Origin of the sequence: Streptomyces noursei ATCC 11455 (assembly GCF_001704275.1) — a bacterium.
Lineage (GTDB): Bacteria > Actinomycetota > Actinomycetes > Streptomycetales > Streptomycetaceae > Streptomyces > Streptomyces noursei.
Window position 1 is genome coordinate 5,907,646 of record NZ_CP011533.1, and the last position, 24,330, is coordinate 5,931,975.

At 73.0% G+C, this 24,330-nt stretch carries 22 protein-coding genes and 2 tRNA genes; 10 read left to right on the forward strand and 14 right to left on the reverse strand.

The genetic code is table 11. The annotated features are described in order from the left end of the window. The first annotated feature begins 55 nt into the window (after window positions 1–55). The 3 genes from SNOUR_RS46355 to SNOUR_RS25115 all read left to right on the forward strand — a co-directional run bounded on the left by SNOUR_RS46355 (window position 56) and on the right by SNOUR_RS25115 (window position 2,274). Entirely contained in the window at window positions 56–223 is a 168-nt protein-coding gene (locus SNOUR_RS46355) for a hypothetical protein (protein WP_159425917.1), read from the forward strand. A 372-nt stretch (window positions 224–595) separates the two neighbouring features. Then, window positions 596–1,012 (forward strand): SsgA family sporulation/cell division regulator, encoded by a 417-nt coding sequence (locus SNOUR_RS25110; protein WP_312633598.1) that lies wholly within the window; start codon window positions 596–598, stop codon window positions 1,010–1,012. Beyond that, the gene (locus tag SNOUR_RS25115; protein ID WP_312633599.1) at window positions 1,012–2,274 is read left to right on the forward strand and encodes a hypothetical protein; all 1,263 of its coding nucleotides are present in this window, start codon (window positions 1,012–1,014) and stop codon (window positions 2,272–2,274) included. The genes SNOUR_RS25110 and SNOUR_RS25115 overlap by 1 nt, the downstream gene beginning before the upstream one ends. Before the next feature lie 280 nt (window positions 2,275–2,554). Here SNOUR_RS25115 and SNOUR_RS25120 read toward each other — a convergent pair whose 3' ends face one another. Continuing rightward, the gene (locus SNOUR_RS25120) at window positions 2,555–3,082 is read right to left on the reverse strand and encodes a DinB family protein (protein WP_067351185.1); all 528 of its coding nucleotides are present in this window, start codon (window positions 3,080–3,082) and stop codon (window positions 2,555–2,557) included. 395 nt (window positions 3,083–3,477) lie between these two features. Between SNOUR_RS25120 and SNOUR_RS25125 the strand changes: the two genes are divergently transcribed. After that, on the forward strand, window positions 3,478–4,071 hold the full coding sequence (locus SNOUR_RS25125; RefSeq protein WP_067351188.1) for a lytic polysaccharide monooxygenase auxiliary activity family 9 protein: 594 nt from the start codon (window positions 3,478–3,480) through the stop codon (window positions 4,069–4,071). 423 nt (window positions 4,072–4,494) lie between these two features. Beyond that, on the forward strand, window positions 4,495–6,447 hold the full coding sequence (locus SNOUR_RS25130) for an AMP-binding protein (protein WP_079142870.1): 1,953 nt from the start codon (window positions 4,495–4,497) through the stop codon (window positions 6,445–6,447). A gap of 228 nt (window positions 6,448–6,675) precedes the next feature. Here the strand turns inward: SNOUR_RS25130 and SNOUR_RS25135 are convergent. The 6 genes from SNOUR_RS25135 to ehuB all read right to left on the reverse strand — a co-directional run bounded on the left by SNOUR_RS25135 (window position 6,676) and on the right by ehuB (window position 11,254). After that, window positions 6,676–6,749 (reverse strand) — tRNA-Lys (locus SNOUR_RS25135). Window positions 6,750–6,866: 117 nt separating this feature from the next. Beyond that, window positions 6,867–7,625: an IclR family transcriptional regulator gene (locus tag SNOUR_RS25140; RefSeq protein ID WP_067351190.1), complete on the reverse strand. Its 759-nt coding sequence runs from the start codon at window positions 7,623–7,625 to the stop codon at window positions 6,867–6,869. A 570-nt stretch (window positions 7,626–8,195) separates the two neighbouring features. Then, window positions 8,196–9,029: an ectoine/hydroxyectoine ABC transporter ATP-binding protein EhuA gene (ehuA, locus tag SNOUR_RS25145; protein ID WP_376738546.1), complete on the reverse strand. Its 834-nt coding sequence runs from the start codon at window positions 9,027–9,029 to the stop codon at window positions 8,196–8,198. Continuing rightward, on the reverse strand, window positions 9,019–9,669 hold the full coding sequence (ehuD, locus tag SNOUR_RS25150) for an ectoine/hydroxyectoine ABC transporter permease subunit EhuD (protein ID WP_067351194.1): 651 nt from the start codon (window positions 9,667–9,669) through the stop codon (window positions 9,019–9,021). Before ehuD ends, ehuA begins: the two co-directional genes overlap by 11 nt. Beyond that, window positions 9,666–10,406: an ectoine/hydroxyectoine ABC transporter permease subunit EhuC gene (gene ehuC, locus SNOUR_RS25155; protein WP_067358734.1), complete on the reverse strand. Its 741-nt coding sequence runs from the start codon at window positions 10,404–10,406 to the stop codon at window positions 9,666–9,668. The genes ehuD and ehuC overlap by 4 nt, the downstream gene beginning before the upstream one ends. Next, window positions 10,403–11,254 carry an ectoine/hydroxyectoine ABC transporter substrate-binding protein EhuB gene (gene ehuB, locus SNOUR_RS25160; RefSeq protein WP_312633602.1) on the reverse strand — a complete coding sequence of 284 codons (852 nt, stop codon included), beginning with the start codon at window positions 11,252–11,254 and terminating at the stop codon, window positions 10,403–10,405. Before ehuB ends, ehuC begins: the two co-directional genes overlap by 4 nt. 234 nt (window positions 11,255–11,488) lie before the next feature. On the opposite strand from ehuB, the gene SNOUR_RS25165 reads away from it, so the two are divergent. Continuing rightward, entirely contained in the window at window positions 11,489–11,989 is a 501-nt protein-coding gene (locus SNOUR_RS25165; RefSeq protein WP_039636164.1) for a DUF3830 family protein, read from the forward strand. 6 nt (window positions 11,990–11,995) lie between these two features. Here SNOUR_RS25165 and SNOUR_RS25170 read toward each other — a convergent pair whose 3' ends face one another. After that, entirely contained in the window at window positions 11,996–13,414 is a 1,419-nt protein-coding gene (locus tag SNOUR_RS25170; protein ID WP_067351198.1) for an amidase, read from the reverse strand. An 84-nt stretch (window positions 13,415–13,498) separates the two neighbouring features. Next, a complete protein-coding gene (locus SNOUR_RS25175; RefSeq protein WP_312633607.1) occupies window positions 13,499–14,554 on the reverse strand; it encodes a D-2-hydroxyacid dehydrogenase in 1,056 nt (351 codons plus the stop codon). Window positions 14,555–14,763: 209 nt separating this feature from the next. Here SNOUR_RS25175 and SNOUR_RS25180 point away from each other — a divergent pair, with 209 nt between their 5' ends. From SNOUR_RS25180 to SNOUR_RS25190, 3 genes are all read left to right on the forward strand, one after another. Continuing rightward, window positions 14,764–15,672 carry a maleate cis-trans isomerase family protein gene (locus tag SNOUR_RS25180; protein ID WP_067351200.1) on the forward strand — a complete coding sequence of 303 codons (909 nt, stop codon included), beginning with the start codon at window positions 14,764–14,766 and terminating at the stop codon, window positions 15,670–15,672. A gap of 55 nt (window positions 15,673–15,727) precedes the next feature. Next, complete coding sequence (locus tag SNOUR_RS25185; RefSeq protein ID WP_067351203.1) at window positions 15,728–16,453, forward strand: maleate cis-trans isomerase family protein; 726 nt, start codon at window positions 15,728–15,730, stop codon at window positions 16,451–16,453. 140 nt (window positions 16,454–16,593) lie between these two features. Then, on the forward strand, window positions 16,594–17,724 hold the full coding sequence (locus SNOUR_RS25190; RefSeq protein ID WP_067358738.1) for an LLM class flavin-dependent oxidoreductase: 1,131 nt from the start codon (window positions 16,594–16,596) through the stop codon (window positions 17,722–17,724). 21 nt (window positions 17,725–17,745) lie between these two features. Here SNOUR_RS25190 and SNOUR_RS25195 read toward each other — a convergent pair whose 3' ends face one another. Next, the gene (locus tag SNOUR_RS25195) at window positions 17,746–19,611 is read right to left on the reverse strand and encodes a putative bifunctional diguanylate cyclase/phosphodiesterase (protein ID WP_067351206.1); all 1,866 of its coding nucleotides are present in this window, start codon (window positions 19,609–19,611) and stop codon (window positions 17,746–17,748) included. Window positions 19,612–20,014: 403 nt separating this feature from the next. On the opposite strand from SNOUR_RS25195, the gene SNOUR_RS25200 reads away from it, so the two are divergent. Beyond that, window positions 20,015–21,220: a M6 family metalloprotease domain-containing protein gene (locus tag SNOUR_RS25200; RefSeq protein WP_067358740.1), complete on the forward strand. Its 1,206-nt coding sequence runs from the start codon at window positions 20,015–20,017 to the stop codon at window positions 21,218–21,220. A gap of 50 nt (window positions 21,221–21,270) precedes the next feature. Here SNOUR_RS25200 and SNOUR_RS25205 read toward each other — a convergent pair. From SNOUR_RS25205 to SNOUR_RS25220, 4 genes are all read right to left on the reverse strand, one after another. Then, window positions 21,271–21,344, reverse strand: a tRNA-Lys gene (locus SNOUR_RS25205). Between the two features lie 56 nt (window positions 21,345–21,400). Further along, window positions 21,401–22,096, reverse strand: coding sequence for a bifunctional DNA primase/polymerase (locus SNOUR_RS25210; protein WP_067351209.1), 696 nt, complete (start codon window positions 22,094–22,096; stop codon window positions 21,401–21,403). Between the two features lie 273 nt (window positions 22,097–22,369). After that, window positions 22,370–22,753, reverse strand: a complete 384-nt coding sequence (locus SNOUR_RS25215; RefSeq protein WP_174717897.1) for a DUF8844 domain-containing protein — start codon at window positions 22,751–22,753, stop codon at window positions 22,370–22,372. Window positions 22,754–22,953: 200 nt separating this feature from the next. After that, a complete protein-coding gene (locus SNOUR_RS25220; RefSeq protein ID WP_067351212.1) occupies window positions 22,954–24,312 on the reverse strand; it encodes an AAA domain-containing protein in 1,359 nt (452 codons plus the stop codon). Between the last annotated feature and the right edge of the window lie 18 nt (window positions 24,313–24,330).

The window sequence follows — 24,330 nt, forward strand, 5'->3', positions numbered from 1 at the left end:
CGAACTCCAGGGGTGGTCCGTACCCACCAATACGCCCCCCACGCCCACGCCCCCTGTGATCCCCGTCACCCGCGCGCCCGCCCGCCGCCCGCCCCACCCACACCTCCGCGCCCACCCTGCCGACCCCACCCGCCTCTACCGCACCACCCGCCCTTCCGACCCGGGCCGAAAGTCCCGCGACATCAGGACCTTCGCCTACAAGGCCGCCCACATCGCTCTGTGAAGATCGAATCCATGGCCGCAGTGCCGCGATTGCCCCGTCAACATGCGGTATCTCCTGCCGGTTGAGAGGGTGAGGCCAGCGTCGGGGCACGGCGGAACCGGGCCGGGCACGCGGACCCCACGACCAGTCGGCCCGGAGGTGAAGGGAAATGACACTCCCGAACACCCCGCCCGCAACACCGCACCCACCACACCCCACCCGGCCCGGCCGCCGCACCACCGGCCGCACCCACCCGCTCCCCCGCGGATCATGGCGTCCATCACTACTCCGCCATCGCCTGCAACCCCATCCCGCAAGCCGACGTCTGCTAGGACGCGAGCCCCGACCCGGGGCCCCGGGACTCGCCCCTCCTCGGAAAGGTTGATCGTCGTGGTGTCGACAGCCAAGCGCACCCTTGAGATGCAGCTCCTCCTCGGGCCGGACGACACGGTTCCGGTGGCCGGCCGGTTCAGCTACCGCAGCGACCGCCCCTACGAGGTCGAGGTCGCCTTCATCAGCCGCGGCGAGACCGTCGCCACCTGGCTGTTCGCCCGCGACCTGCTGATCGACGGACTGCGCGACGAGGTCGGGCACGGCGACGTCCGGGTCTGGCCCACCCACCGCGCCGGCGGAGCCCACCGCGTACACATCGAACTCGCCACCGACGACAGCATCTGCGAGCTGGCGGTGCGCACCACCGAACTCACCGCCTGGCTGGAGCAGACCACCGCCATCGTCCCGCCCGGCCACGAGGGCCGCCACCTCGATATCGACGCCCACCTGGCCCGCCTGCTAGCGGGGAAGTGCTGATGACTCCCACTCCCATGACGACCACCCCCGACGTCCGCCGCACCATACGCGCGACCACCGCCACCGAAGCGGGCGCGCCCCCGGTCACCGGCGCCGACCCGGCCGTCCGCATCCCGGCACAGGCCGGCCCGCCCGGCACCCGCACCGGCTGCACCACCCCCACCGACACCACCCCCACCGACACCACCCCTGCCGACGGCGACACCACCGGCGCCCCGGCCCCGCACGACCCCTGCGCACACGGCTTCCTCCCCGAGCGGCCCCCCGTACGCTCCATGATCGGCACCTGGACCCGACTGGACGCCCTGGCCCGCGACGCCGCCGTCGCAACCGACCGCGCGACCGCCGTCGACATCGTCGACCGCGCCGACCGCGCCGACGAGTTGACCGCCCTGCGACAGCGCGTCTCCCGCCTCTCGCCGCGCAACGCCGAGGCCGCCGCGATGCGCGTCGCGGTCATCGCCGTGTCCTGTGGCTGGGGCGCCCTCGACCCGCAGGCACCGGCCGCCCGCGAGGTCGCCAACGAGGCGTTCCTGGAACTCTGGGCCGCCATCGCCCACCGCATCGACCACGACCAGTTCGTCGCCCTGCCCACCCTCGCGCTCCACAACTGGGCCCCGGAACGCAAACCGCGCCGCCACATCCCCATCGACCAGCTGGCCCGCACCGAACAACTCGTCCCGATCGTGCGCTGGGCCCCGGAAGGCCAACCGCTCAGCCGCCTGGACCGGCTGATGCTCGCCGCGACCCGCCTGGAGGCACACGGCATCTGGCTCTTCCGCCTCGCCGACACCCTGGCCGGCCGCGCCCCCGACGACTCCTCCACACCGACGGCACTGCGCCGCCTGGTCCGCATCCAGCACGCCCTGCGCGCCCAACTCCACTCCGAGGCAGCGGAGTTGGCGGCGGCCCCGGCCACCGACCAGCAGCGCGCGGTGCTCGCCGCGCTCGCCGAACAGGGCGCCCTGGAACCCCCTGTCCTCCAGGCCGCCGACGCCGTCCTGGGCATCGGCGGACGCCGCCCCGGCGAAGGCCGACGCCAACACCTGCGCCGCCACCTGCCGGCCCAGCACCGCGCCTGGCTCAGCGCCATGGACCGGCACTGCGCACCCGTCCGCACCCTCGCCCACCGCGGCGGCCCCGACGCCGCCGTCTACCGCGAGGCCCAGGAATCCCTCATCGCGCTGCGCCGCACCTACACCGCCCTCGTCCAAACCGCCGCCGCCCCCACACCGGACGGCCCCCTCCCCGAGGCGGCCTAGGCCCCGCCCGACGGGCCGGGGCCGGCCGGTCCCCTGGCCCCACCACCGCAACACCCGGCGCCCCCGCGACCTCGACGCCACCCGACGTTCCTGTGCCGCCCGGTGTTCCTGCGCCTTCTGGTGTTCCTGTGCTGCGCGGTGCTCGCGTGGTGCCCGGCGTTCCTGCGGTTCTTGGGACTCGCGGTGCCTGGTGCGCGGTGACCGGTGCCTGGTGTCCGATATTCGGTGCGCGGCGGGGAGTGGTGCCGCCCCGCCGCCCCGGTGAGTGCCGGCGCCGACCTCAGGCGCCCGTGGCGCCGTCGATGCCTTCCCGGATCAGATCCGCATGCCCGTTGTGACGCGCGTACTCCTCGATCAGATGGACCAGGATCCAGCGCAGCGACACCCCCTGGTCGCCGAGGTACCCGGCCTCCTGCTCCGAGAGCGCACCCGAGTCCTCCAGCGACGCATCGGCGATCAGCTCCTTGCCCCGGGCGACCTCCGCACGCCAGAGGTCCAGGGCCGCATCGATCCCCCGGTCCGGGGAGAGCGCGAAGCCGTCACCCGAACCTTCCCCGTACACCAGCGGCACGTCCTCGCCCGCGAACACCCGCTGGAACCAATGGCGTTCGACCTCCGCCAGGTGCTGAACCAGCCCCAACAACGTCATCGACGACGATGCCACGGAGGCCAGTCGCAGCTGACGGTCGTCGAGGCCCGCACACTTCAGTTCCAGCGTCGCGCGATGGAAGTCCAGCCAGCTCTTCAGGTTCTCGCGCTCCCCGGCATGCGGGGGCGGAATCGGGCGGCCATCAGGTGTTGTCTGCATGCCCGTCACTCTCACACAGACCACTGACAACCCCCGCCCATCCGACCGGGGCACGACCACGACGGAGGCGCGGACGCGATCGATTCATGGTCTAGACATGCTCAATTCGCCTCACTAGTCTGCCGGTTGGTCTGGACCACACGGCGCCAGCCTTCACTCGACCCCCAGCGCTCCCGCTATCCCCTCCGCTCTTCCCCCCACCCCACCCCACCCCACGCCCGCCGCCCTGGGCACCTCAACCCCCGCGCCCTTCTCCCTGTCTCTCCTCGCTTTTCCCTGCCCCCGCCCCCTGCCCCCGCCCCCTGCCCCGCCCCCACCCACCCGACGGCTCCCTCCCTCCCTCTCCGTCGTCCTCTCCGGGCGTTCCCTTCCCCCACGTACTTCAGGAGCGAAGCATGCGTAAGAAGCTCAGTGCTGCCGTGATCGGCCTCGGTATCGTCGGGGCCTCCTTTCTCGCGACGGGCAGTGCCTCCAGTCATGGCTACAGCGATGCGCCCCCGAGCCGGCAGGCGCTCTGCGCCAACGGCACCGTCAAGGACTGTGGCGCCATCCAGTACGAGCCGCAGAGTGTCGAGGCGCCCAAGGGGTTCCCGGCCGCCGGCCCGGCTGACGGGAAGATATGTTCCGGTGGGCACGACAACTTCGCCCAGCTGGACGACCCGCGCGGCGGTGCGTGGCCCGCGACCAAGCTCTCGCCGGGGCAGGGCTACACCTTCACCTGGCGCCTAACAGCCCGCCACGCGACCACGGACTTCGAGTACTTCATCACCAAGGACGGTTACGACCCCACCAAGCCGCTCACCCGCGCCGACCTCGAACCCGAGCCGTTCATGACGGTGCCGATGCGTGGTGCGCGGCCGGGGGAGACGGTGCAGCACCAGGGCACCGTCCCCACCCTCAAGTCCGGGCGCCACATCATCCTGGGCGTATGGAACATCGCCGACACGGGCAATGCGTTCTACGCCTGCTCGGACGTCGATCTCTCCTGAGCGATGCCTTCATGGGGCCTCCCTGTCCTTCCTTCGGGGAGGCCCTCGCCGCCCCGAGATCGTGTGCGGTTGTTCTGTGACTGCTCCGTGGCCGCTCCGGGATTCCGTCCCGCCGGTTCAGTGCCGTCGGCCTGGTCTCCCGTCCGCCTGGTGTTCCGTCGGCCTAGTCCCGTCGGCCTGGTCCCGTCGTTTGGTCTCGTCGTTTGGTCTCGTCGGTTCGGCGCCGTGTAAGAACCGTACGGGCGGGGGAAGTTCGGGGGCGTCACACCACGGGTTGGTCCTGGGTGGGGGCGGAGGCAGGCCCGGGGGTTGAGGGGGCTGTGGGGGAGTTCTCCGGTTTGATCGCGTCCTCTCGGGTCGTACCGGCGTGCGGCCCGCCCACGCCCTCCACATCTGACGTTGCGTCAGTTAGGCTCCGCCGTCATGGTGGCCGACAGCTCCCGCAGCGACAGTCCGCTCGCCCGCGACGCCCGCGATTGCCGTCCGCCCGGCCGTGACACGGCCGGCAGCTCCGCCGAGGCCCGCCTCGGCGGCCCCGTCACCACGCCCGACCGACCCGTCGAGGCCGCCCCCGACCGCCCCGGCGCCCGCACCATCGCCGAGCTGGTCCAGGCGCAGTGGGGCGACCACCGCATCGCCCTCAAGTACCAGGACTCGGCGCTCACCCATCACCAGGTCGCCGGCGCCGCCGCCGCGCGGGCCGCACTGCTGGGGGACGTACTGCCGCGCGGCGCGGAGCCGCACATCGGGGTGCTGCTCGACAACGTCCCCGAATTCCCGCTGTGGCTGGGCGCGGCGGCGCTCGCCGGAGCCGCCGTCGCCGGCATCAACCCCACCCGCCGCGGCCCGGAGCTGGTCCGCGACATCGCCCACACCGACTGCGCGCTGCTGATCACCGAACGGGCCCACCTGCCGCTGCTCGCCGGACTCGACCTGCCGCTGCCGCCCGAGCGCATCCTGCTCACCGACGACGACCCCGACGATCCGGCCTACCGGGAATTGCTCGCCCCGTACGAGGGCGCGCGGCCACAGGACGTCCTCGGGTCCGCGCTCCGTGCCACCGGGCACGGCCGGGCCGGCCGGCCGGACCCTGCCACCCGTATGCTCCTCTACTTCACCTCCGGCTCCACCGGGGCGCCGAAGGCCGCGCTGTGCACCCAGGGCAGGCTCGCCGCCGCCGGCCACTCCCTGGTCGCCTACTTCGGGGTGCGCAGGGAGGACGTCCACTATCTGTGCATGCCGATGTTCCACGGCAACGCGGTGATCGCCGGCTGGTCCCCGGCACTCGCCGGCGGCGCGGCCGTCGCCCTGCGCCGCCGCTTCTCCGCCTCCGCCTTCCTCCCCGACGTACGCCGCTACGGGGCCACGTACTTCACCTACGTCGGCCGGGCCGTGCAGTACCTCCTCGCCACCCCGCCCGCCCCCGACGACCGCGACCACCCGCTGCGCACCGGGTTCGGGACGGAGGCGGGGGCCGTGGACGTCGCCCGCTTCGCCGACCGGTTCGGCGTCCGCCTGATCGAGGGGTACGGCTCCTCCGAAGGCGGCGCGTCCCTGCAACGCACCCCGGACACCCCGGCCGGCGCCGTCGGCCGCCCCGCCCCCGGGGACGACCTCGCCGTCGTCGACCCGGAGACCGGCGACGAACTGCCGCGCGCCCACCTGGACCCGGCCGGCCGGCTGCTCAACGGTGCGCAGGCCATAGGGGAGTTGGTCAACCGGGGGCGCAGCGCCTTCGAGGGCTACTGGCGCAACCCGGAGGCCACCGCCGCCCGCACCCGGGGCCGGTCCGGGGGCGGCGTCGGCGCGGGCTGGTACTGGACCGGTGACCTGTTCTTCCGGGACGCCGAGGGGTTCTTCCACTTCGCGGGGCGGGCGGACGACCGGCTGCGGGTGGACAGCGAGAACCTGGCCGCCGCGGTGATCGAGAACATCCTCGCCCGTTACGCCCCGGCCACCGGAGCCGCCGTCTACGCCGTGCCCGACCCGGTCGCCGGTGATCAGGTCATGGCGGCGCTCGCGCTGCCCGACGGCACGGCCTTCGACCCGGACGACTTCGCGGCCTTCCTCGCCGCCCAGCCCGACCTCGGTACGAAGATGGCGCCCCGGTTCGTGCGGGCCGTCGCCGCGCTGCCGGTCACCGCGACCAACAAGATCCATCGGGTCGCGCTCCGGCGGGCCGGTTTCCACTGCCCGGACCCGGTCTGGTGGCGGCCGATCGAGCCCCCGACGCGCCTTCGCGCGCGAGCCGCGGGCGGCCGCGTCGAACGGCCGGGCTCCGGACCGTTGCGCTACCGCCGTTTCACGGACGAGGACCGTGCCGCCCTCCTGTCGCAGTACCGCGACCACGGCCGGGAGCATCTTCTGGAGCGTTGACCACCGCCACCGCCACCGCCACCGCCACCGCCACCGCCACCGTCATCCATGACGCCTCCGACATCGGCACACCGAAGGATGGGCGTGGATGGAAGCGGATAAATATGGATAGACGTGGACGCACGCGGATGGATTACGTCACACGGCAATCAGGGCACGCGCCACCACGGCATGCGAAAGGGGCTTCTCGGTGAACCGAGAAGCCCCAGGTCAGCGACCTATTCGCTGTGCGCCGCCAGGGACTCGAACCCCGGACCCGCTGATTAAGAGTCAGCTGCTCTAACCAACTGAGCTAGCGGCGCCTGCTGACGAAAGAAATACTACCTGGTCGAGAGGGGTGCTCATGACCACCCTGGCGATCGGGCCCGGAGAGGCCCTGCGCCGGAGCGCGCCGGGGTGCTCACCGCCGGCCCCGGTGCTCAGATCGCCAGTGACAGCAGGACCGGCGCGGCCCTGCGGTTGAGGGTGTCGGCGGCCTGCCGCAGGCGGTGGGCGTTCTCCAGCGGCATCGACAGCGCCAGACAGCCGACCGTCTTGCCGGCGGTGATCGGCACCGCGGCGCAGACCGTGCCGACCGCGTACTCCTGGAGGTCCAGGACGGGGACGGTCGGTGGCTGGCTGTCGAGCTTGTGGAAGAGCACCTTCTCGTTGGTGATCGTCCGGGAGGTGAGCCGGGCGGTCTTGTGGCGTGAGAGGTGGTCCATCCGCCCGTCGTGGTCGAGTTGGGCCAGCAGGCACTTGCCGACCGCGCTGGCGTGTGCCGTGCGGCGGAATTCGGCCCACTCGTTGACCTTGGGGGCCAGCGGGCCGTCGGCGTAGTGGAGGATCTTCACCTCGCCGTCGATGTACCGGCTGATGTAGACCGCCGCTCCGACCGAATCGCGCAGCTGGTCCAGCGTGCGCTGGAGCTTGTCGCGCAGGGCGCGGCTGCGGTCGGAGCCCGAGCCCAGCAGGAGAAGCGACTCGCCGACGACATACGCGCCGTCGGCGAGCTGTTGGGCGTAGCCTTCGCGGCGCAGCATCGACAACAGCTGTGTGAGGTGGGCTGCCGGCAGGCCGGTCTCGCGAGCGATCTGCGCGTCGGCCACGCCATCGGCGTGCCGCGAGATCGTTTCGAGTACGCGTAGGGCGTGCTGCACCGAATGGAACGGCGCGGTCGGCTCGGGCTTCAGCGCCACGGTGTCCCCCTAAGAGGTTGGTACCGCTTGCGTCGTGACCGTTGTCGGCGGGCGCGACCACGTGGAACGCGGTTCGCTTCCGGACAACGGGCTCGTACCACGATAGCGGTCAACGGGCGCCGATGGAGGGGGTCTTGACCGAAAACCGGATTGGTTCACGCGTCTGTGCAGGCGCCCTGCACTCTGGCATATGCCCAGGTCATGAGCGGAGCGTGGGATGCCCCGCGGACCGGCGACAACGGCTGACCGGAGCCGACCGGCCGGTCCGCTGACGATCGGGGTTGACGGCCGGCGGTGACGTGCGGAGTTGACGGAGTGTCGGGTTTTCGCCTGAGGCTCGCACGCCCCGCCCTTCCGCCTGATGTACGTCTTTCCGTCTGATGTTCATACACCTCATCCGTCACCTGCAGCGCAGTGGTCACGGATGTCTCAAAAATGCGCGGTGCGCGGTCCCGGCACCCGTCCACCGGGCCGACGGGACGCGGGCGGGGCGTGCAAAGACGCGCACCACGTGCCGCACCTCCGCACGCCCCCGGGCGGCGCCCACCGGGGCACCGCCGCCGGCGCCGTCTACCGCACCGCGCTCAGGAACTCCCGGGTCCGCTCGTGCTCCGGGGCCGTGAAGATCTGCTCCGGCGGGCCGAATTCGATGACCCGCCCGGCGTCGAACATCATCACGCAGTCGGAGATGTCCCGGGCGAAGTTCATCTCGTGCGTCACGCAGAGCATGGTGATGTCCGTGCTGTGGGCGATGTCCCGCAGCAGGTCCAGGACGCCGGCCACCAGCTCCGGGTCCAGGGCCGAGGTCACCTCGTCCAGCAGCAGCACCTGCGGGCGCATGGCCAGCGCCCGGGCGATGGCGACCCGCTGCTGCTGGCCGCCGGAGAGCTGCGAGGGGTACTTGTCGAGGTGCGCGGTGAGGCCGACCAGGTCCAGGAGCTCGCGGGCGCGTTGCTCGGCCGCGTCCTTGTCCATGCCGAGGACGTGCACGGGGGCCTCGGTGATGTTCCGCAGCACCTTCATGTTGGGGAAGAGGTTGAACTGCTGGAAGACCATGCCGATGTTCTTCCGGATCTCGCGGCTGTAGCGGTCGCTCGCCGGGACGAGCCTGCCGCCCTTGTCCTCGTGGGTGAGATACCGGTCGCCCAGCTTGATGGTGCCCTCGTCCGGCTTCAGCAGCGTCATCATCAGCCGCAGGATCGTGGTCTTGCCGGAGCCGGACGGGCCGATCAGCGTGACGTGCTTGCCGGGGTAGACCTTCATGTCCAGCGCGTCGAGGACGGTGTGCGAGCCGAACCGCTTGGTGACCGCCTCGAAGCGGATCAGCTCGGTCTGTCCGGAGGCGGAGGCGGCGTCGGTGCCGTCGGCGGGCGGGGTGTTCGGGGTGCTGCGGTCAGCGGACAAGGCGGCGCTCCAGGGCTCGCAGGAGAAGGGAGGCGGGGTAGGCGATGGCGACGAAGGCGACCCCGACGACCGTGTACGGCTCGACGGTCTGGAAGGTCTGGGACGAGAACTGCCGGGCCTCGCCCAGCATCTCCAGCACACCGATGGCGAAGAGCATCGGCGAGTCCTTCAGCATCGCGATGACGTAGTTGCCCAGGGCCGGCGCCACCCGGCGGATCGCCTGCGGCAGGATCACCGCGGTCCAGGTGCGGCGGCGCGGCAGGCTGAGCGCGATCGCCGCCTCCCACTGGCCGGCCGGGACACCGTCGATACCGGAGCGGTAGACCTCGGCCGTGTACGTCGAGTAGTGCAGCCCCAGCCCGATCACGCCGGTGGCCAGGGCGCTGAGCGTGACGCCCCACTCGGGCATCACGTAGAAGAGGAAGAACAGCTGCACCAGCAGTGGGGTGTTGCGCACGAACTCGGTGAGCGCGGTCACCGGCCAGCGCACCGCCTTCAGGGACGAGCGCTGCGCCAACGCCCAGACCAGGCCGAGCCCGAAGGCGATCAGCGACCCGAGCGCCAGGGCCTGGAGGGTGACCAGGACGCCGTTCCAGAACGTCGGCAGGAAGGCGCCGACCGCGGACCAGTCGAACTTCATCGGGCCTCACCTTCCGCGGGAGCGGCGGCACCGGTGACCGTCGGGCCGGTGGCGGGCCGCAGCCGCGACCGCCCGGCCGGCGCCTGCCCGATGCCGGCCTTGGCGTGCCGCTCCACCGCCCGCATCCCGCGGGTCAGGGCGAACGCCAGGACGAAGTACATCACCAGGATGATCGTGTAGACGGGGGCGCTCTGCGCGGTGGCGTTGCGCACCAGGGAGGCGCCGAAGGCGATGTCGCCGACGCCCAGGATCGACACCAGCGCGGTGCCCTTGAGCAGCTCGATCAGCAGGTTGTTGAACGGCGGGACCATTCCCGGCCAGGCCTGCGGCAGGACGATCTTCCGCAGCGTCTGCGCGGGCGAGAAGCTGAGCGCCACGCCGGCCTCGCGCTGCCCCGGCGGCACCGCGGCGATCGCGCCCCGGACGACCTCGGACCCGTACGCGCCGTAGGTCAGCCCCAACGTCAGCACCGCGGCCCACATCGGGGCCAACTGCCAGCCGAAGCCCATCGGCAGCACGAAGAACATCCAGAACATCAGGATCAGCGCGGAGGTGCCGCGGAAGATCTCGAAGTAGGCCCCGGACAGGAACCGCACGATCCACCGCCGGTGGGTGCGTGCCAGACCGATGCCGAAGGCCGCGACGGCGGCCAGTGCCGCGCTGTAGACGGTCAGTTGGACGGTGATCCACACGCCCTTGAGGAGGAGTTCCCACAGACCCCAGGTGATGTCGCTCATGGCCGGCACTTCTCCTTGGCGGTGATCTCCGTCATCTGCTGCGCGGTGAAGCCGAAGGGCCGCATGAGGTCCAGGAGTTCCCCGGACCGCTTCATCTTGTGGAGCTCGCGGTTGAACGCGTCGCGGAGGTCGGTCTCGGGGGTGCGGAACGCGAACCCGCCGACGTCGATCACCGGCTTCCCCTTCACGTACGGGGTGACCTCGGGCGTGGCCTCCGCCTTGGTGGTGCGCGACTGCTTCACCACGTTGCGGACCGTCACCGCGGTGCCGACGAAGACGTCCACCCGTCCCTGCTCGACCGCCAGCAGCCCCGCCAACTGGTCGGGCAGCGTGGTGATGTGGGTGACCCCGGCCTCCTTGGCGTAGTCGATCTCGGCGTAGCCGACGCCGGTGGCCATCCGCGCGCCGGTCCGCGCGATGTCCTTGTAGGTGCGCAGCTTCAGCGGATTGCCCTTGCGGACGATGAAGGCGTCCAGCATCTGGTACTCGGGATCGGCGAAGACGACCTGCGCGCAGCGCTCGGGATTGATGTACATCCCGGCCGCGACCACGTCGAACTGCTGGGAGTTCAGGCCGACGATCAGCGAGCCGAAGTCGGTCGGGAAGGGCTCGACGCGCGGGACGCCGAGCCGCTTGAAGATCACCCGGGCGATGGTGGGCGCCGAACCGGTCATCTTGCCGTCGGTGCCGATGTAGCCGTACGGCTGCTCGCCGGCCAGCCCCAGCGTCACCGAGCCCTTGGCGCGCAGCCGCTCCAACAGCCGCCCGCCGCCCTGCGCCTGCGCGGTCGGGACCCGGCTGCAGCCGCTGGCCGCGCCGATCGCCCCCGCTGCGCCGAGCGCCGCCACCCCCGCGAGCAGCGACCGGCGGCGAAGACCGCTGGTCCGTTGTCCTGATATCTCGGGTCTCCAGGGGGTGTGGCCGCCGGGATGTGGTCCCTGATTGTCTGAGGTCGTGCTCTGTGGTGGAGCCATGGGCGCGCGGCTACCCGAACCGTTCACACCTATGCCGATGGTTTCGAGCCCTTCACACCGCCGCGGGAGATGTTCCCGTACGCCGGTATTGCCCCCTACGCTCGGGATATGACCGATCGCTTCATCGAAGTCTCCCTGGACAAGCGCGGCGTCAGCTGCACGGCCAAGTTGCTCGACGATCGTGCTCCGCTCACGTGCGCCGCCATCTGGGACGCGCTGCCGCTCGGCGGCGACGTCTACCACGCCAAGTACGCCCGCAACGAGATCTACGCCCTGGTCCCGCCGTTCGCCCCCGAGGAGCCGCCGCTGGAGAACCCCACGGTCACCCCGATCCCCGGCGACCTGTGCTACTTCACCTTCAGCGACACCCAGTTGGGCACCGCCTCCTACGGCTACGAAAGCGCGGCCAAGCACCGCGGCCGCGCCACCGTCGTCGACCTCGCGCTCTTCTACGAACGCAACAACCTGCTGATCAACGGTGACGCGGGCTGGGTGCCGGGCATCGTCTGGGGCGCGGTCGTCGAGGGCCTGGACCGGATGGCCGACGCCTGCCAGGACCTGTGGCGCGCCGGCGCGCTGGGGGAGACCCTCGCCTTCCGCCGGGCCTGACGCCCCCTACGGCACCGTCGGCGCCGGGATCCCGGCCGCCCCCGCCTCGTAGAGGGCGTGCGCGGCGCGCAGCACCAGTGCGTCCGCGTGCCGCGCGCCCACCAGCTGCACTCCGATCGGCAGCCCGTCGCCGTCCACCCCGCACGGCACGGTCGCGGCGGGCTGCTGGGTGAGGTTGAACGGGTAGGTGAACGGCGTCCAGCCCGTCCACCGGGTGTGGCCGGAACCGGGCGGCACTTCCACGCCGGCCGCGAACGCGGTGATCGGTTCGGTCGGCGTCACCAGCAGGTCGTAGACGCTGTGGAATCGGCCCATCGCCCGGCCCAGCGCCATCCGGACGTCCACCGCCGCCAGATAGTCCAGCGCGCCGTACCGGGCGCCCTGCTCGCAGATCTCCCGCAGCCCCGGGTCCAGCAGCTCCCGGTCGGCCGGCCCCAGCGGCTGCACCAACCGCGCCGCGCCGCTGAACCACAGCGTGTGGAACGCCGCCACCGGATCCGCCACGCCCGGGTCGACCTCCTCGACGTCCGCACCGAGCCCGGCCAGCGCGTCCACCGCCCGCCGGACCGCCGACGCCACCTCCGGTGCCACCGGCACGTCCCAGCCCAGCGACGGGCTGTAGGCCACCCGCAGCCCCGCCACCTTCCCGGCCAGCGCCTCCCGGAACGACCCGGTCGGCGGGGCCAGCTGCGACCAGTCCCGCCAGTCCGGGCCGCAGATCACGTCCATCATCAGCGCCGCATCCGCCGCGTCCCGGGTCATCGGCCCCACGTGCGCCAGCGTCCCGAACGGGCTCGCCGGATACGCCGGCACCCGCCCGTAGGTCGCCTTCAGCGCGAAGATCCCGCAGAACGACGCCGGGATCCGCACCGACCCGCCGCCGTCCGTCCCCAGGCTCAGCGGCCCGGCCCCCGACGCCACCGCCGCCGCACCGCCCCCGCTGGAGCCGCCCGCGGTCCGCCCCGGGTCGTACGGATTGCCCGTCACCCCGTGCCGCGGACTGTCGGTGACACCCTTCCAGCCGAACTCCGGGGTGGTGGTCTTGCCGACGAACACCGCCCCGGACTCCCGCAGCCGGGCCACCGCCGGCGCGTCCTCGTCCCACGTCGCGCCCTCCGCCCGGACCGTCCGCGACCCGCGCAGCGTCGGCGCGCCCCGCATCAGCAGCACGTCCTTGACGGTGACCGGCACCCCGTCCACCGGCCCGGCCGGCGCCCCGCGCCGCCAGCGCTCCGCCGACTCCGCCGCCCGCGCCAGCGCCTGCTCCGCGTCGATCCGGGTGAAGGCGTTGACGGCGGCCTGGGCGGCCTCGGCGCGCTCCAGCACCTCCCGGGTCACCTCCACGGGGGAGAACTCGCCGGCGGCGTAGCCGGCCGTCAGGCGGGTGGCGGTCAGGTCGGCGAGGCGGGTCGGTCCGTTGGTCATGCGTCCTCCGAGCGTCGGCCGCCCCGGGTGGGACGGCGGGCGGGGCACGGACCGCCGCGGGCCGGAGCCGGACGGCCCGCGGGGTCACTGCACCGGTACGTATCCGAGGCGTTTGTCGACCACGTTGAGCAGCGGTTCGCCGGCCGCCCACCGGTCGAAGTTGTCCTGGAACTGCGCGGCGAGCACGTCCCGCCAGCCCAGGGTGTCGCCGCTCATGTGCGGCGAGACGATCAGGTGCGGCACGTCCCACAGCGGGCTGTCCGCGCCCAGTGGCTCATGCGCGAAGACGTCCAGCGCCGCCGCCGCGATCCGCCACTCCCGCAACGCCGCGACCAGCGCCTCCTCGTCCACCAGCGGCCCCCGCGCGACGTTGATGAAGCGGGCCCGGCGCGGCATCAGCGCGAACGCCGCGGCCCCGAACATCCCCCGGGTCTCCTCCGTCAGGGGCGCCGCGCAGACCACCCAATCGGCGTGCGGCAGCAGCCCGTTCAGGGCCTCGGCGGCGTGCACCCGGCCGAATTCCGGATCGCCGTCCCGCTCCCGACGGCCGACCAGATCGACCTCGACACCCAGTGCCAGCAGGGTGCCGCCGACGGCCCGGCCGATCGGCCCCGAGCCCACCACCACCGCGCGGGTCCCGGCCAGCCGCAGCGTCTCCCGGTGCTGCCAGCGCCGCTGACGCTGGAGCTCCCAACTTCCGTAGAAGTCCTTGGCCATGGCGATCACCAGTCCGGCGACGTACTCGGCGATCGGCTGCTCGAAGACCCCGCGGGCGTTGGTGACCACGGTGTCGTCGGCGATCAGCGCCGGGCACAGCAGCCGGTCCACGCCGGCGCTCGCGGTGTGCACCCAGCGGGGCCGCGGGCCGCGCCCGGGCCAGCTCTCCCGGATCGCGTCGGAGGTGAAGTCCCAGGCCAACAGCACATCGGCGGTGGGGAGTAGGCCGGCCAGAGTCTTCTCGTCGGCGAAGACCACCTCGGCCCGTCCGGCGAGCCGGTCCAGCCGCGGGCGCGGATCGGAACCCAGTACGAGAACAGTGCTGCCGGTGCTGCCGGTGTTGACAGTGCTGCCGGTGTTGACGGTGCTGCGGGTGCTTCCGGTGTCGTCGGTGCTTCCGGTGCTTCCGGTGCGATCGGACATAGGCCAGAGAAACCGTTCTGAAACGAGTGCCCCGTATCACGAAACAGGGCGCCGACAGATGCCTGAGATGCGAGGATTGACCACGCTAAGAAGTCGTATCTACCGTGTCAACAACGGCTCTGTCCCGACGTCCCGGCTTGTCCGGCTGCATCACCTCTCCCGGCCACTGGCCTTGCCATTCCAGCCCTTCGTGCCTTCTAGGGGCCTTCATGGACGTCTCTTTCCTGGGTGGCCCACAGCCCCAGCTCGGCGTGGGCGTCGTCGCGCCCTTCGACTTCGCGCTCGACCGCGAGCTGTGGCGCTGGGTCCCCGACGACGTGTCCCTCCACCTGACCCGAACTCCCTTCGTACCCGTCGAGGTCAGCCTCGACCTGGCCCGACTGGTCAGCGAGCACGAGACCCTGGACGCCGCCGTCCAGGCGCTGTGCGCGGTATCGCCGCAGGTCATCGCCTATGCCTGTACGTCCGGCAGCTTCGTCGGCGGCATGGCCGGCGAACGCGCGATGTGCGTGGCCATGACCCAGGCGGGGGAGGTACCCGCCCTCACCACCTCGGGCGCCGCGCTCGCGGCGCTCCAGGAGATCGGGGCACGACGCATCGCCGTCGTCACCCCGTACACCAAATCGGTCACCGATTCCCTGGAGGAGTACCTGGGCGAGGCCGCCATCACCGTCACCGGCCGCGCCTACCTCGGACTCACCCGGCACATCTGGAAGGTCCCCTACCGCGACGTCGTCGACATGGCCCGCGCGGCCGTCGTCGGTGCCGCCGACGCCCTCTTCATCAGCTGCACCAACCTCCCCACCTACGACGTCATCCCCCAACTGGAGGCGGAGCTGCGGATGCCCGTGCTCTCCGCCAACCAGGTGACGATGTGGGCCGCGCTGCGCGCCATCGGCGTGCAGGCCGTCGGCCCGTACCAGGCACTGCTCGACCCGGTGGCGCGCAGCGGCCCGGCCGCCATGACCGGCACCCGGCCACCGCCGTGCAGCCCCGCCCCGCCCACCCCCGAGGCCGCCTTCGCCGGCCCGCCCGCGCCGCCCGAAGCGGAGCCCGGCGACGGCCCCGAACCGTCCGCGTACCACCCCGAGGACCCCGGGCATCAGCCCCCGGCCTGAGCCCGGTCCGCCGTACCACCGCGCACCGCACCCACCACCCGCAAGGGAGAACTGCATGGCATCGGTCGGCTTCCTCTACCCCGGCCACTCCGCCGAGGACGACTACCCCCGCCTGGAGGCCCTCCTGGGCGGCGCGGTCCGCCTGCCGCTCGTCCACACCGACATCGGCGAGGACGCCCACCGCGTCGACGCCCTGCTGGAGATGGGCTCCGCGGCCCGGCTCGCGGCCGGCGTCGGCGCGCTGCGGGACCGCGGCGCCCAGGCCGTCGTCTGGGCCTGTACCAGCGCCAGCTTCGTCTTCGGCTGGGACGGCGCCCAGCAGCAGGTGCGGGAGCTGTCGGCCACCGCCGGGCTGCCCGCCTCCAGCACCTCCTTCGCCTTCGCGCACGCCGTCCAGGCGCTCGGCGTCCACCGGGTCGCGATCGCCGCCACCTACCCCGCCGACGTCGCCGCGTACTTCCACGCGTTCCTCAAGGCCGCCGGCGCCGAGGTCGTCGCCACCCGCGGCAGCGGCATCGTCACCGCCGCCGAGGTCGGCACCTGGGGCCGCGACGAGGTGCTGGCCCTGGCCCGCGCCGGCGACCACCCGGACGCCGAGGCCGTGCTGCTGCCGGACACCGCCCTGCACACCGCCGCCCACCTGCCCGCCCTCGAAGCGGCGCTCGGCAAACCGGTCCTCACCGCCAATCAGGTGACGGTCTGGGAGGGCCTGCGGCTGCTCGACCGCCCGCTCGCCCGCCCGGAGCTGGGCGCCCTCTTCTCCCGCGCGGTCGGCGCGTAGGGCCCACCGCCCCGCCCGCACGGAATCCCCGTCCCCGCCCGGGAATAACCGGAGCATTGCTCCGGTTGTCCTGCTCGCAGACCACCGGCGTCGGAACCCCCGACGACGTCACCACGCGCGACGCGAGGAGGACCCGCACCGTGAGCGGCGAAGACCAGCAGACCCCGAGCACCGACGACCGGCCCGGGGGCGACGGGATACCCGGCACCGCCCTGGGCACCGCACCCGTCCCCCTGTCCGTGCTCGACCTGGTGACGGTCGGCGCCGGCAGCACCGCCGGCGCCGCGGTCCGCACCGCCGTCGACCTGGCCCGCACCGCCGAGCGCCGCGGCTTCCACCGCTACTGGGTCGCCGAGCACCACTCCATGCCCGGCGTCGCCTCCTCCTCGCCGGCGGTGCTGCTGGCCCATCTCGCCGCGCACACCGACCGCATCCGGCTCGGCTCCGGCGGCGTGATGCTGCCCAACCACGCCCCGCTGGTGATCGCCGAACAGTTCGGCACCCTGGAGGCGATGGCCCCCGGCCGCATCGACCTGGGCCTGGGCCGCGCCCCGGGCACCGACGGCGCCACCGCCGCCGCGCTCCGCCGCACCGAGCGGCTCCACGAGGGGGCCGACGAATTCCCGCAGCAGCTGGCCGAGTTGACCCGCTTCCTCGACGACTCCTTCCCCGACGGCCACCCCTACTCCCGGATCCACGCCGTCCCCGGCCCCGTCCAGGCCACCGCTCCCGGCGGCGTCCAGTCCCCGCACCGCCCGCCGCTGTGGCTGCTCGGCTCCTCCGGCTTCAGCGCCCGCCTGGCCGGCACGCTCGGCCTGCCGTTCGCCTTCGCCCACCACTTCTCCGCGGCCAACACCCTCCCCGCACTCGACCTCTACCGCGCCTCGTTCCGCCCCTCCGAGACGCTCGCCGAGCCCTACGCCCTGATCGGCGTCTCCGCGCTGGCCGCCGAGGACGAACAGGAGGCGCTCCGTCAGGTCCGCACCGGCGCGCTCGCCATGATCCGGCTGCGCACCGGCCGCCCGGGCCTGGTCCCCACGCCCGAGGAGGCCGCCGCCCACCGCTTCACCGAGGTCGAGCAGAACTTCGTCGACAGCTGGCTCGGCAACGTCGTCCACGGCACCCCGGACGCCGTCCGCCAGGGCCTCGACGACCTCGCCAAGCGCACCGGCGCCGACGAGTTGATGATCACCGCCAACGCCCACACCGGCGAGGTCCGCCGCCGCTCCTACGACCTGATCGCGGACGCCTACGACTTCCCGCGGGGCTGACCCGGGCGCGCGGGGCGCGGCTCAGCCGCAGGCGCGCCCCGCGTCCAACAGCGCCTCCACCCGGTCCGGGGCCACCGGCCGGGAGTAGAGCCAGCCCTGGCCGGTGTCGCAGCCGATCCGGCGGAGCCGCTCGGCCTGCTCGGCGCTCTCCACGCACTCCGCGGTCACCGTGAGCCCGAGCCGGTGCGCCAGCGCGACCAGCGCCTCCACGATCATCTCGTCCGCCGGGTTGGGGTGCTCCTGCGAACGGAAGCCGTGCACGAACGACCCGTCCAGCTTCAGCACCGACACCGGCAGCCGGCTGAGGTAGGCGAGGTTGGAGTAGCCGGTGCCGAAGTCGTCGATGGCGATCCGCACGCCCATGTCGCTGAGCGCCTGCAGCGCCTGCAGCGGCCGGCCGGCCGAGCCCATCACCGCCGACTCGGTCAGCTCCAGCTGGAGCAGCCGCGGCGGCAGCCCGGTCTCCGCCAGGATCCCGGCGACGTCCGCGACCAGGTCGGAGTCCCACACCTGACGCACGGCCACATTCACGCTGACGAACAGCGGCTGCCCCCCGGGGTGCGCCAGCTGCCAGGCCCGCGCCTGATAGCAGGCCCGCTCCAGCACCCAGCGGCCCAGTTCCACGATCGCGCCGTTCTCCTCGGCCAGCGCGATGAACCGATTCGGCGCCAGCACCCCGAACTGCGGGTGCCGCCACCGCACCAGCGCCTCCACCCCCTGCGCCCGGCCGTCGCCCAGCCCGACCAGCGGCTGGTACTCCAGGGTGAACTCCCCCCGGTCCACCGCCGGCCGCAGCGTGCTGGACAGCGCCTGCCGGGTCATCCGGTGGGCGTTGCGCTCCGGGTCGAAGAGCGTCCAACGGGCCTTGCCGTCCTCCTTGGCCCAGTACAGCGTGGTGTCCGCGGCCTGCATCAGCCCGGTCGCGGTGGTTCCGCCGGCGGCCCGCTCCACGACGCCGATGCTCGCCGACACCGACAGCCGCTGCCCGGCCAGGTCGAACGGCCGCTGGAGCGCGTCCAGCAGCGACTGCGCCAGCTCCGCCAGCTGGTCGGTGCCGGTGGAGTTCTCGACCAGCAGCGCGAACTCGTCGCCGCCCAGCCGGGCCACCAGGTGCCCGCCGCGGCCCGGCCCGCGCTCCGCCGCGCTCTCCGCGCAGCGGGTCAGCCGCTGCGCCACGGCGCTCAGCAGCCGGTCGCCGACCCGGTGCCCCAAGGTGTCGTTGACCGCCTTGAAGCCGTCCAGGTCCAGGTAGCACAGCCCGATCCGGCCGGTGCCCGACCGCTCGAAGGAGGCCGCCTCCAGCGCCGCGGTGAGCCGCTCGAAGAACAGCGTGCGGTTGGGCAGCCGGGTCACCGGATCGTGCATCTGCAGATGGCGCACCCGGGCCAGCAGATCGTGCCGGTCGCTGATGTCCGCGGCCGACAGCAGCACCCGTTCGGCGCCGCCCGGCTGCCCCTCGGCGACCGGCTCGACCGTCACCTCCACCCACACCGACGCCCCGTCGGACCGTTTCAGCCGCCGGGTGCAGCGCAGCCGCTCGCTGCGGCCGCACAGCACCTCGCGGTAGGCGGCCCACACCCTCGGGTCGGCGCCCAGGTCGGTGAGGTCGGCGGCGTTGGCGGCGATCAGCTCGTCCGGGTCGGCGCCGACCAGTTCGCCGAGTGCGGGGTTGGCGGCGAGCACCAGTCCGTCGCGGTTGAGGACGGCCATCGGCAGGCTCGCGGTGTGGAAGGCGGCGCGGTAGTCGCCGAGCGAGGCGGCGGTGCCGTCGCAGCGCGCCGAGGCGTCGCACGACGGCGGGCCGGTCGTGCCGTCCGAAGCGGCGGGGGAGGACGGCGGTGCGGTCCGGGCGTCGGGGTCTTTGGTCGAACCATCACGCTCCGTCACCGAGGGCAGTGTCGCTCCGGGCGTGCGGCCCGTGCTGTCGGGGTGTCCGCTCACTGCTCGCTCCCGCATGGCACTTGTCTCGTGACGGAGGGGGGACCTCGCGCTGGAAAGTGTGGCGATCATAGAGGCTGGCACGAGGGCCGATCCAGCGACGAAGCCGTGACCATCCGCACGCATGACGGAAGTTCAGCCAATTCTGCCCGGCTCTGTTCGCCCCTATTGCACCTTTAGTCGCTTGTGACTTTCCGTTACGAGGCGGGGGAGGCGCGCGGGTCACTCATTCGGGCTGCCATATCAGGACGAAGAGCATGAAATCACCACAGGGTAAGTGGGTGTCCCGAATCCACCCCTGGAGGTCTACGTGCCGCGCGTACAGACACCCCACGGGGTGGACCGCCGCTGCATGCGGCGCGTCGCAGCCGTCGCCACCTCCTTGAGCGCGCTCATCGCGACCTCCATCGTCGCCGGCCCGGCCACCGCCTCCGAAGCCGCCCTCTCCTGCGCCCTGGGACGCACCGACGCGCACCACTCCGAAGGCGTCGACGGCTGGAACGGCGCCTACCCCCGCCCCGACCGCCACCTCGACGCGGTGATGATCTTCCTGTCCTTCCCCGACGCCAGGCCCACCACCTCCCCCCAGCAGCTCTCCGGCGACTACTTCCCCGCCACCTCCCGCTTCTTCGACCGCGCCTCCTACGGCAAGTTCCGCCTGCGCACCCACATCCACAACCGCTGGGTCCGCATGCCGCACCCCTCCACCTCGTACGGCATACAACGCGACTGGGACTCCGGCCGCCGCTCCGCCTACCTCCGCGACGCGGTCGCCGCCGCCGACCCGGTCATCGACTTCAGCCGCTACGACCTCGTCTACTTCACCGCCGACCCCGGCGCCCCCGGCGTCGACTCGGACGCCACCAAGGTCGTCAACCTCGACCAGCCCATGCACGCCGACGGCGTCGAGCTCCGCCGCTTCGTCACCGTCTTCGAGCACAGCCCGCCCGACCGCAACGTCCTCGCCCACGAGACCGGCCACGTCTTCGACCTGCCGGACCTCTACCACCGCCCCGAGAACGGCCACGGCGACTGGGACACCTACGTCGGCGACTGGGACCTCATGGGCAGCCAGTTCGGGCTGGCCCCCGACCCCTTCGCCTGGCACAAGTGGCGGCTGGGCTGGATCACCGACGCCCAGGTCGACTGCGTCGGCCTGGACCACCCCCGGATGCACGCGCTGCGCCCGCTCTCCGCCCCCGACGACCCCGACGAGCGCCACCGCCCCCGCCTCCTGGTGGTCCGCACCGGCCCCGACAGCGCACTCGCCATGGAGGCCCGCGTCGCGGGCGGCAACGACCGTTCCCTGTGCACCGAGGGCGTCCTCGTCTACCGCGTCCGCAGCACCACCGCGTCCGGCTCCGGCCCCGTCCAGGTGCTCGACGGGCACCCGGGCGCCTCGGCCTGCCGGGGCTCCTCCGTCTACCCGCCGCTCGCCGACGCCCCGCTCGGCGTCGGGGAGAGTATGAACGACACCGAGGACGGCGTGCGCATCCAGGTCGAGGGCCGCGGCGCCGACGGCGAATGGGCGGTCAAGGTCACCCGCAGCACCGCATGACCCCCGGCACGCCGAAGGCCCCCACCGGAGTGGGGGCCTTCGACCGTCTGTGCGCCGCCAGGGACTCGAACCCCGGACCCGCTGATTAAGAGTCAGCTGCTCTAACCAACTGAGCTAGCGGCGCCTGCTGACGGGGAAAACACTAGCATCCTGGCCGGGTAGGGCAAAAATCGATGGTCCTCAGCCGCCCGTCAGCGCGGTGTCCGCGGTGTGCACGGCGGGCTCCTGGTGCGGGCGGGCGGTCTCCTGGTCGGCGCCGAGCGCGCCGCGGGCGGCGCGCACACAGGCCCACAACAGCACGTCGGGCCCCGGCAGCCAGGGGTCGCGGACGTCCGGCGCCACCAGCCAGCGGGAACCGGTGGACGCCGCGGGGTCGCCCGGCTCGGCGCCCTCGGCGGGGTGTCCGACCGCCCGCCCGCGCCCGGCGCCCGCGGCCCGCGCCGTCCCCGGGCGGGCGGTGGCGGGACGGGGGTGCAGCGGTGGCACCGTCACCGCGTCCCCGCTGCCGTGACACAGCAGGTGCGGCACCGCGCTGCCCCACTCCTCCCAGGCCAGCAGCGCGGGCAGCCGCTGCGCGGTGCCGGGGGAGGCGAAGAGCAGGATCCGGCCCCGGTGGGTGGCCACCGGACCCGACCCGGGCCCGGCCGACCACAGGCGGTCCACCATGCGCCGGCCGAAGAGCGCCGGGGCGTTGATCACGTCGAAGACCGCCCCGCACGGCAGCACGCTCGGCGCCGTGGGCCGCTCCGCCCACAGCATGTGCATCCCCTCCGGGTGCGGGCTGGCGGAGGCGAGCCAGTCGGCCCCGGCGAGGGTCACGTACGCCGTGGTCGGGAAGGCCAGGTTCCGGGGAGTCTCAGGCAGCCAGTCGCTCATGGGACAGGTTCTATCGACTTCCCGTGCCGCTGCCGAGTCGATTGGCGGAAATCAGGACAGGGCAGGGCGCCGGGGAGTATCTTCCCCTCCCTGCATATGCCAGCGGCTCATGATCTTGGGTCATGAGCCGAGAGGGGCACCTGTGACGTATGTTACGTATGTGACGGGGGCCGGGGCGATCGACGGGGGTGCCGGCCGACGCGCGAAGGCTCCCGGGCCGCCCGGCCCCTTGCCCCGCGGCGCCCGCGTGCCCACCCGCCGACGCACCGGCGCTCAGTCGATGTCCGGCGGCACGGTGCTGCCGCTGCGCATCAGGCTCTGGCCGAACTCGACCATCTTCTGCGCGTAGTCCTCGGTCCAGTCGGCCCGCTCGGCGACCTCCGCGAGCGGCAGCCGGTCGAAGCGACGGGGGTCGGTCAGCTGCGCGGCGGCCATCGCCTGGAACTCCGTCGCGCGGTCCGCCGCCGCCCGGAAGGCGATGGTGAGTTCGGTCGCGCGGGCGAGCAGGGCGCCGGGGTCCTCCATCGACTCCAGCCCGAAGAAGTGCTCGGGATCGGCGGTGGCCTCGGGCGGCTCGAACAGCAGCTGCGCGGGTTTCATGCGGCGGGGGGCGGGCGCCGTACCGCGGGGATCGGGAGCCGACTGCGGCTCGGACATGTACCTACCTCCATCGTTGTCTGCCGCATTCCATTGTCCCGCTCCGCGCAAGGGGGCCCGGAGCCGCGGTGCGCGGGACGATCACGCCCGCCAGGCCACCCGGTGTTCCGCGAGATGGGCGAGGACCGCGTGGTTGGCCTCCCAGCCGTCCGGGGCGGTAACTCCGGGCCGCCTCCGGCGGCGTGCCGGACTCCGTCCGGTCAAGGGCGCCAGGCCACCCGGTGTTCCGCGAGATGGGCGAGGACCGCGTGGTTGGCCTCCCAGCCGTCCGGGAACTTCACGGTGACGCCGAGTTGGACCGGTTCCGTGGCGGGGTGTTCGTCCAGCAGCTCGGTGACGCCGGCGCGGCAGACGACGATGCAGGCGTGCCGGTGCCGGGAGGCGAGCACGCACAGGCGGCCGGTCTCCAGGTGGAAGGCGGTCGCGTCGGGGCGGCCGGAGAGCGGGTGGAGGACGACGGTGACGTCGAACTCGCGGCCCTGGAGGCGGTTGGCGGTGTCCACCGTGACACCGGTCACGCCCAGCCCGGCGAGGGCGGCGCGGACCGCCGCGGCCTGGTCGCGGTGGGCGGTGCTGACCGCGATCCGGGCGGCCGTCAGCGGCTCCGGGGCGCCTGCGTGCTCGCTGGTGGCGGCCCCGCCGCGGTCCAGCAGCCGGCGGACGACCCCGGCGACGGCGCGGACCGCCTCCGGGTCCGTCCGCGGGGTGTGCCGGGCGGGCAGCTCCAGCAGGCCCCAGCCGGACTCCGCGGCCTCGTCCAGCACGCGGTCCACGGCCGAGCCGTCGCCGCGCACGCCGAACGCCAGCCGCCGGTCGCCGGGGCCGGTGCCGCTGCGGAACGGCGTGTACGGGTAGAAGGCGCCGGAGACGAGGGGAGCGGCGGAGGCCGGCAGGCGCCAGGAGACGGGGAGCCGGTGCTGCGGCAGGTCGGGGTTGTGGGCGAGGAGGGTGGCGACGGCGCTGGCGGAGGGGTCGTAGGAGAGGCCGGCCCACTGGTCGGCGCCGACGACGCTGAAGGGGTCCAGCTGGCCCGGGTCGCCGACGAACAGTGCCCGCTCGAAGAGGCCGGCGACGCTCAGCAGCGCGTCCGAGCGCATCTGGTACGCCTCGTCCACGATGGCGTGCCGCCAGGGCTCCTCGACCTTGGTGTAGGCCCACTTGGCGGCGGTGGAGACGACGACGTCCAGGGCGGTGAGGTCGGCGATCCTGGCGGAGGTGCGGACGGCGGGGAGGTCCGCGAGGGCCGGGTCGAAGGCGCCGGGCTCGCTGCTGTGCAGGCGGCCGACGGGGAGTTCGGGGTCCTTCGCGGCGAGCCGCAGCACGAGGTCGTCGACCTGGGCGTTGGTCTGCGCGACGATCATCAACCGGCGGCCCGCGGCGGCCAGTTCGCGGGCGGCGCGGACCACCAGGGTGGACTTCCCGGCGCCCGGCGGGGAGTCGACGACCACGCCGCGCCGGGGGCTGTGCAGGGTGTCGTGGAGGATCGCTTCGGTGGCCTTCGCCGCCGCCGCGGCGGGGTCGACCGGCGGCGGGACGGGCAGGGGCTGAGGGGGCGTCATGCCGGGGCGCTCTCCGGG

Excerpts from the sequence above, each read along its gene's own strand:
- SNOUR_RS25115 (WP_312633599.1), top strand. The coding sequence starts at position 1,012 with ATGACTCCCACTCCCATGACGACCACCCCCGACGTCCGCCGCACCATA.
- SNOUR_RS25120 (WP_067351185.1), bottom strand. The coding sequence starts at position 3,082 with ATGCAGACAACACCTGATGGCCGCCCGATTCCGCCCCCGCATGCCGGG.
- SNOUR_RS25125 (WP_067351188.1), top strand. The coding sequence starts at position 3,478 with ATGCGTAAGAAGCTCAGTGCTGCCGTGATCGGCCTCGGTATCGTCGGG.
- SNOUR_RS25130 (WP_079142870.1), top strand. The coding sequence starts at position 4,495 with ATGGTGGCCGACAGCTCCCGCAGCGACAGTCCGCTCGCCCGCGACGCC.
- ehuD (WP_067351194.1), bottom strand. The coding sequence starts at position 9,669 with ATGAAGTTCGACTGGTCCGCGGTCGGCGCCTTCCTGCCGACGTTCTGG.
- ehuC (WP_067358734.1), bottom strand. The coding sequence starts at position 10,406 with ATGAGCGACATCACCTGGGGTCTGTGGGAACTCCTCCTCAAGGGCGTG.
- SNOUR_RS25165 (WP_039636164.1), top strand. The coding sequence starts at position 11,489 with ATGACCGATCGCTTCATCGAAGTCTCCCTGGACAAGCGCGGCGTCAGC.
- SNOUR_RS25170 (WP_067351198.1), bottom strand. The coding sequence starts at position 13,414 with ATGACCAACGGACCGACCCGCCTCGCCGACCTGACCGCCACCCGCCTG.
- SNOUR_RS25175 (WP_312633607.1), bottom strand. The coding sequence starts at position 14,554 with ATGTCCGATCGCACCGGAAGCACCGGAAGCACCGACGACACCGGAAGC.
- SNOUR_RS25180 (WP_067351200.1), top strand. The coding sequence starts at position 14,764 with ATGGACGTCTCTTTCCTGGGTGGCCCACAGCCCCAGCTCGGCGTGGGC.
- SNOUR_RS25185 (WP_067351203.1), top strand. The coding sequence starts at position 15,728 with ATGGCATCGGTCGGCTTCCTCTACCCCGGCCACTCCGCCGAGGACGAC.
- SNOUR_RS25200 (WP_067358740.1), top strand. The coding sequence starts at position 20,015 with ATGCGGCGCGTCGCAGCCGTCGCCACCTCCTTGAGCGCGCTCATCGCG.
- SNOUR_RS25210 (WP_067351209.1), bottom strand. The coding sequence starts at position 22,096 with ATGAGCGACTGGCTGCCTGAGACTCCCCGGAACCTGGCCTTCCCGACC.
- SNOUR_RS25215 (WP_174717897.1), bottom strand. The coding sequence starts at position 22,753 with ATGTCCGAGCCGCAGTCGGCTCCCGATCCCCGCGGTACGGCGCCCGCC.
- SNOUR_RS25220 (WP_067351212.1), bottom strand. The coding sequence starts at position 24,312 with ATGACGCCCCCTCAGCCCCTGCCCGTCCCGCCGCCGGTCGACCCCGCC.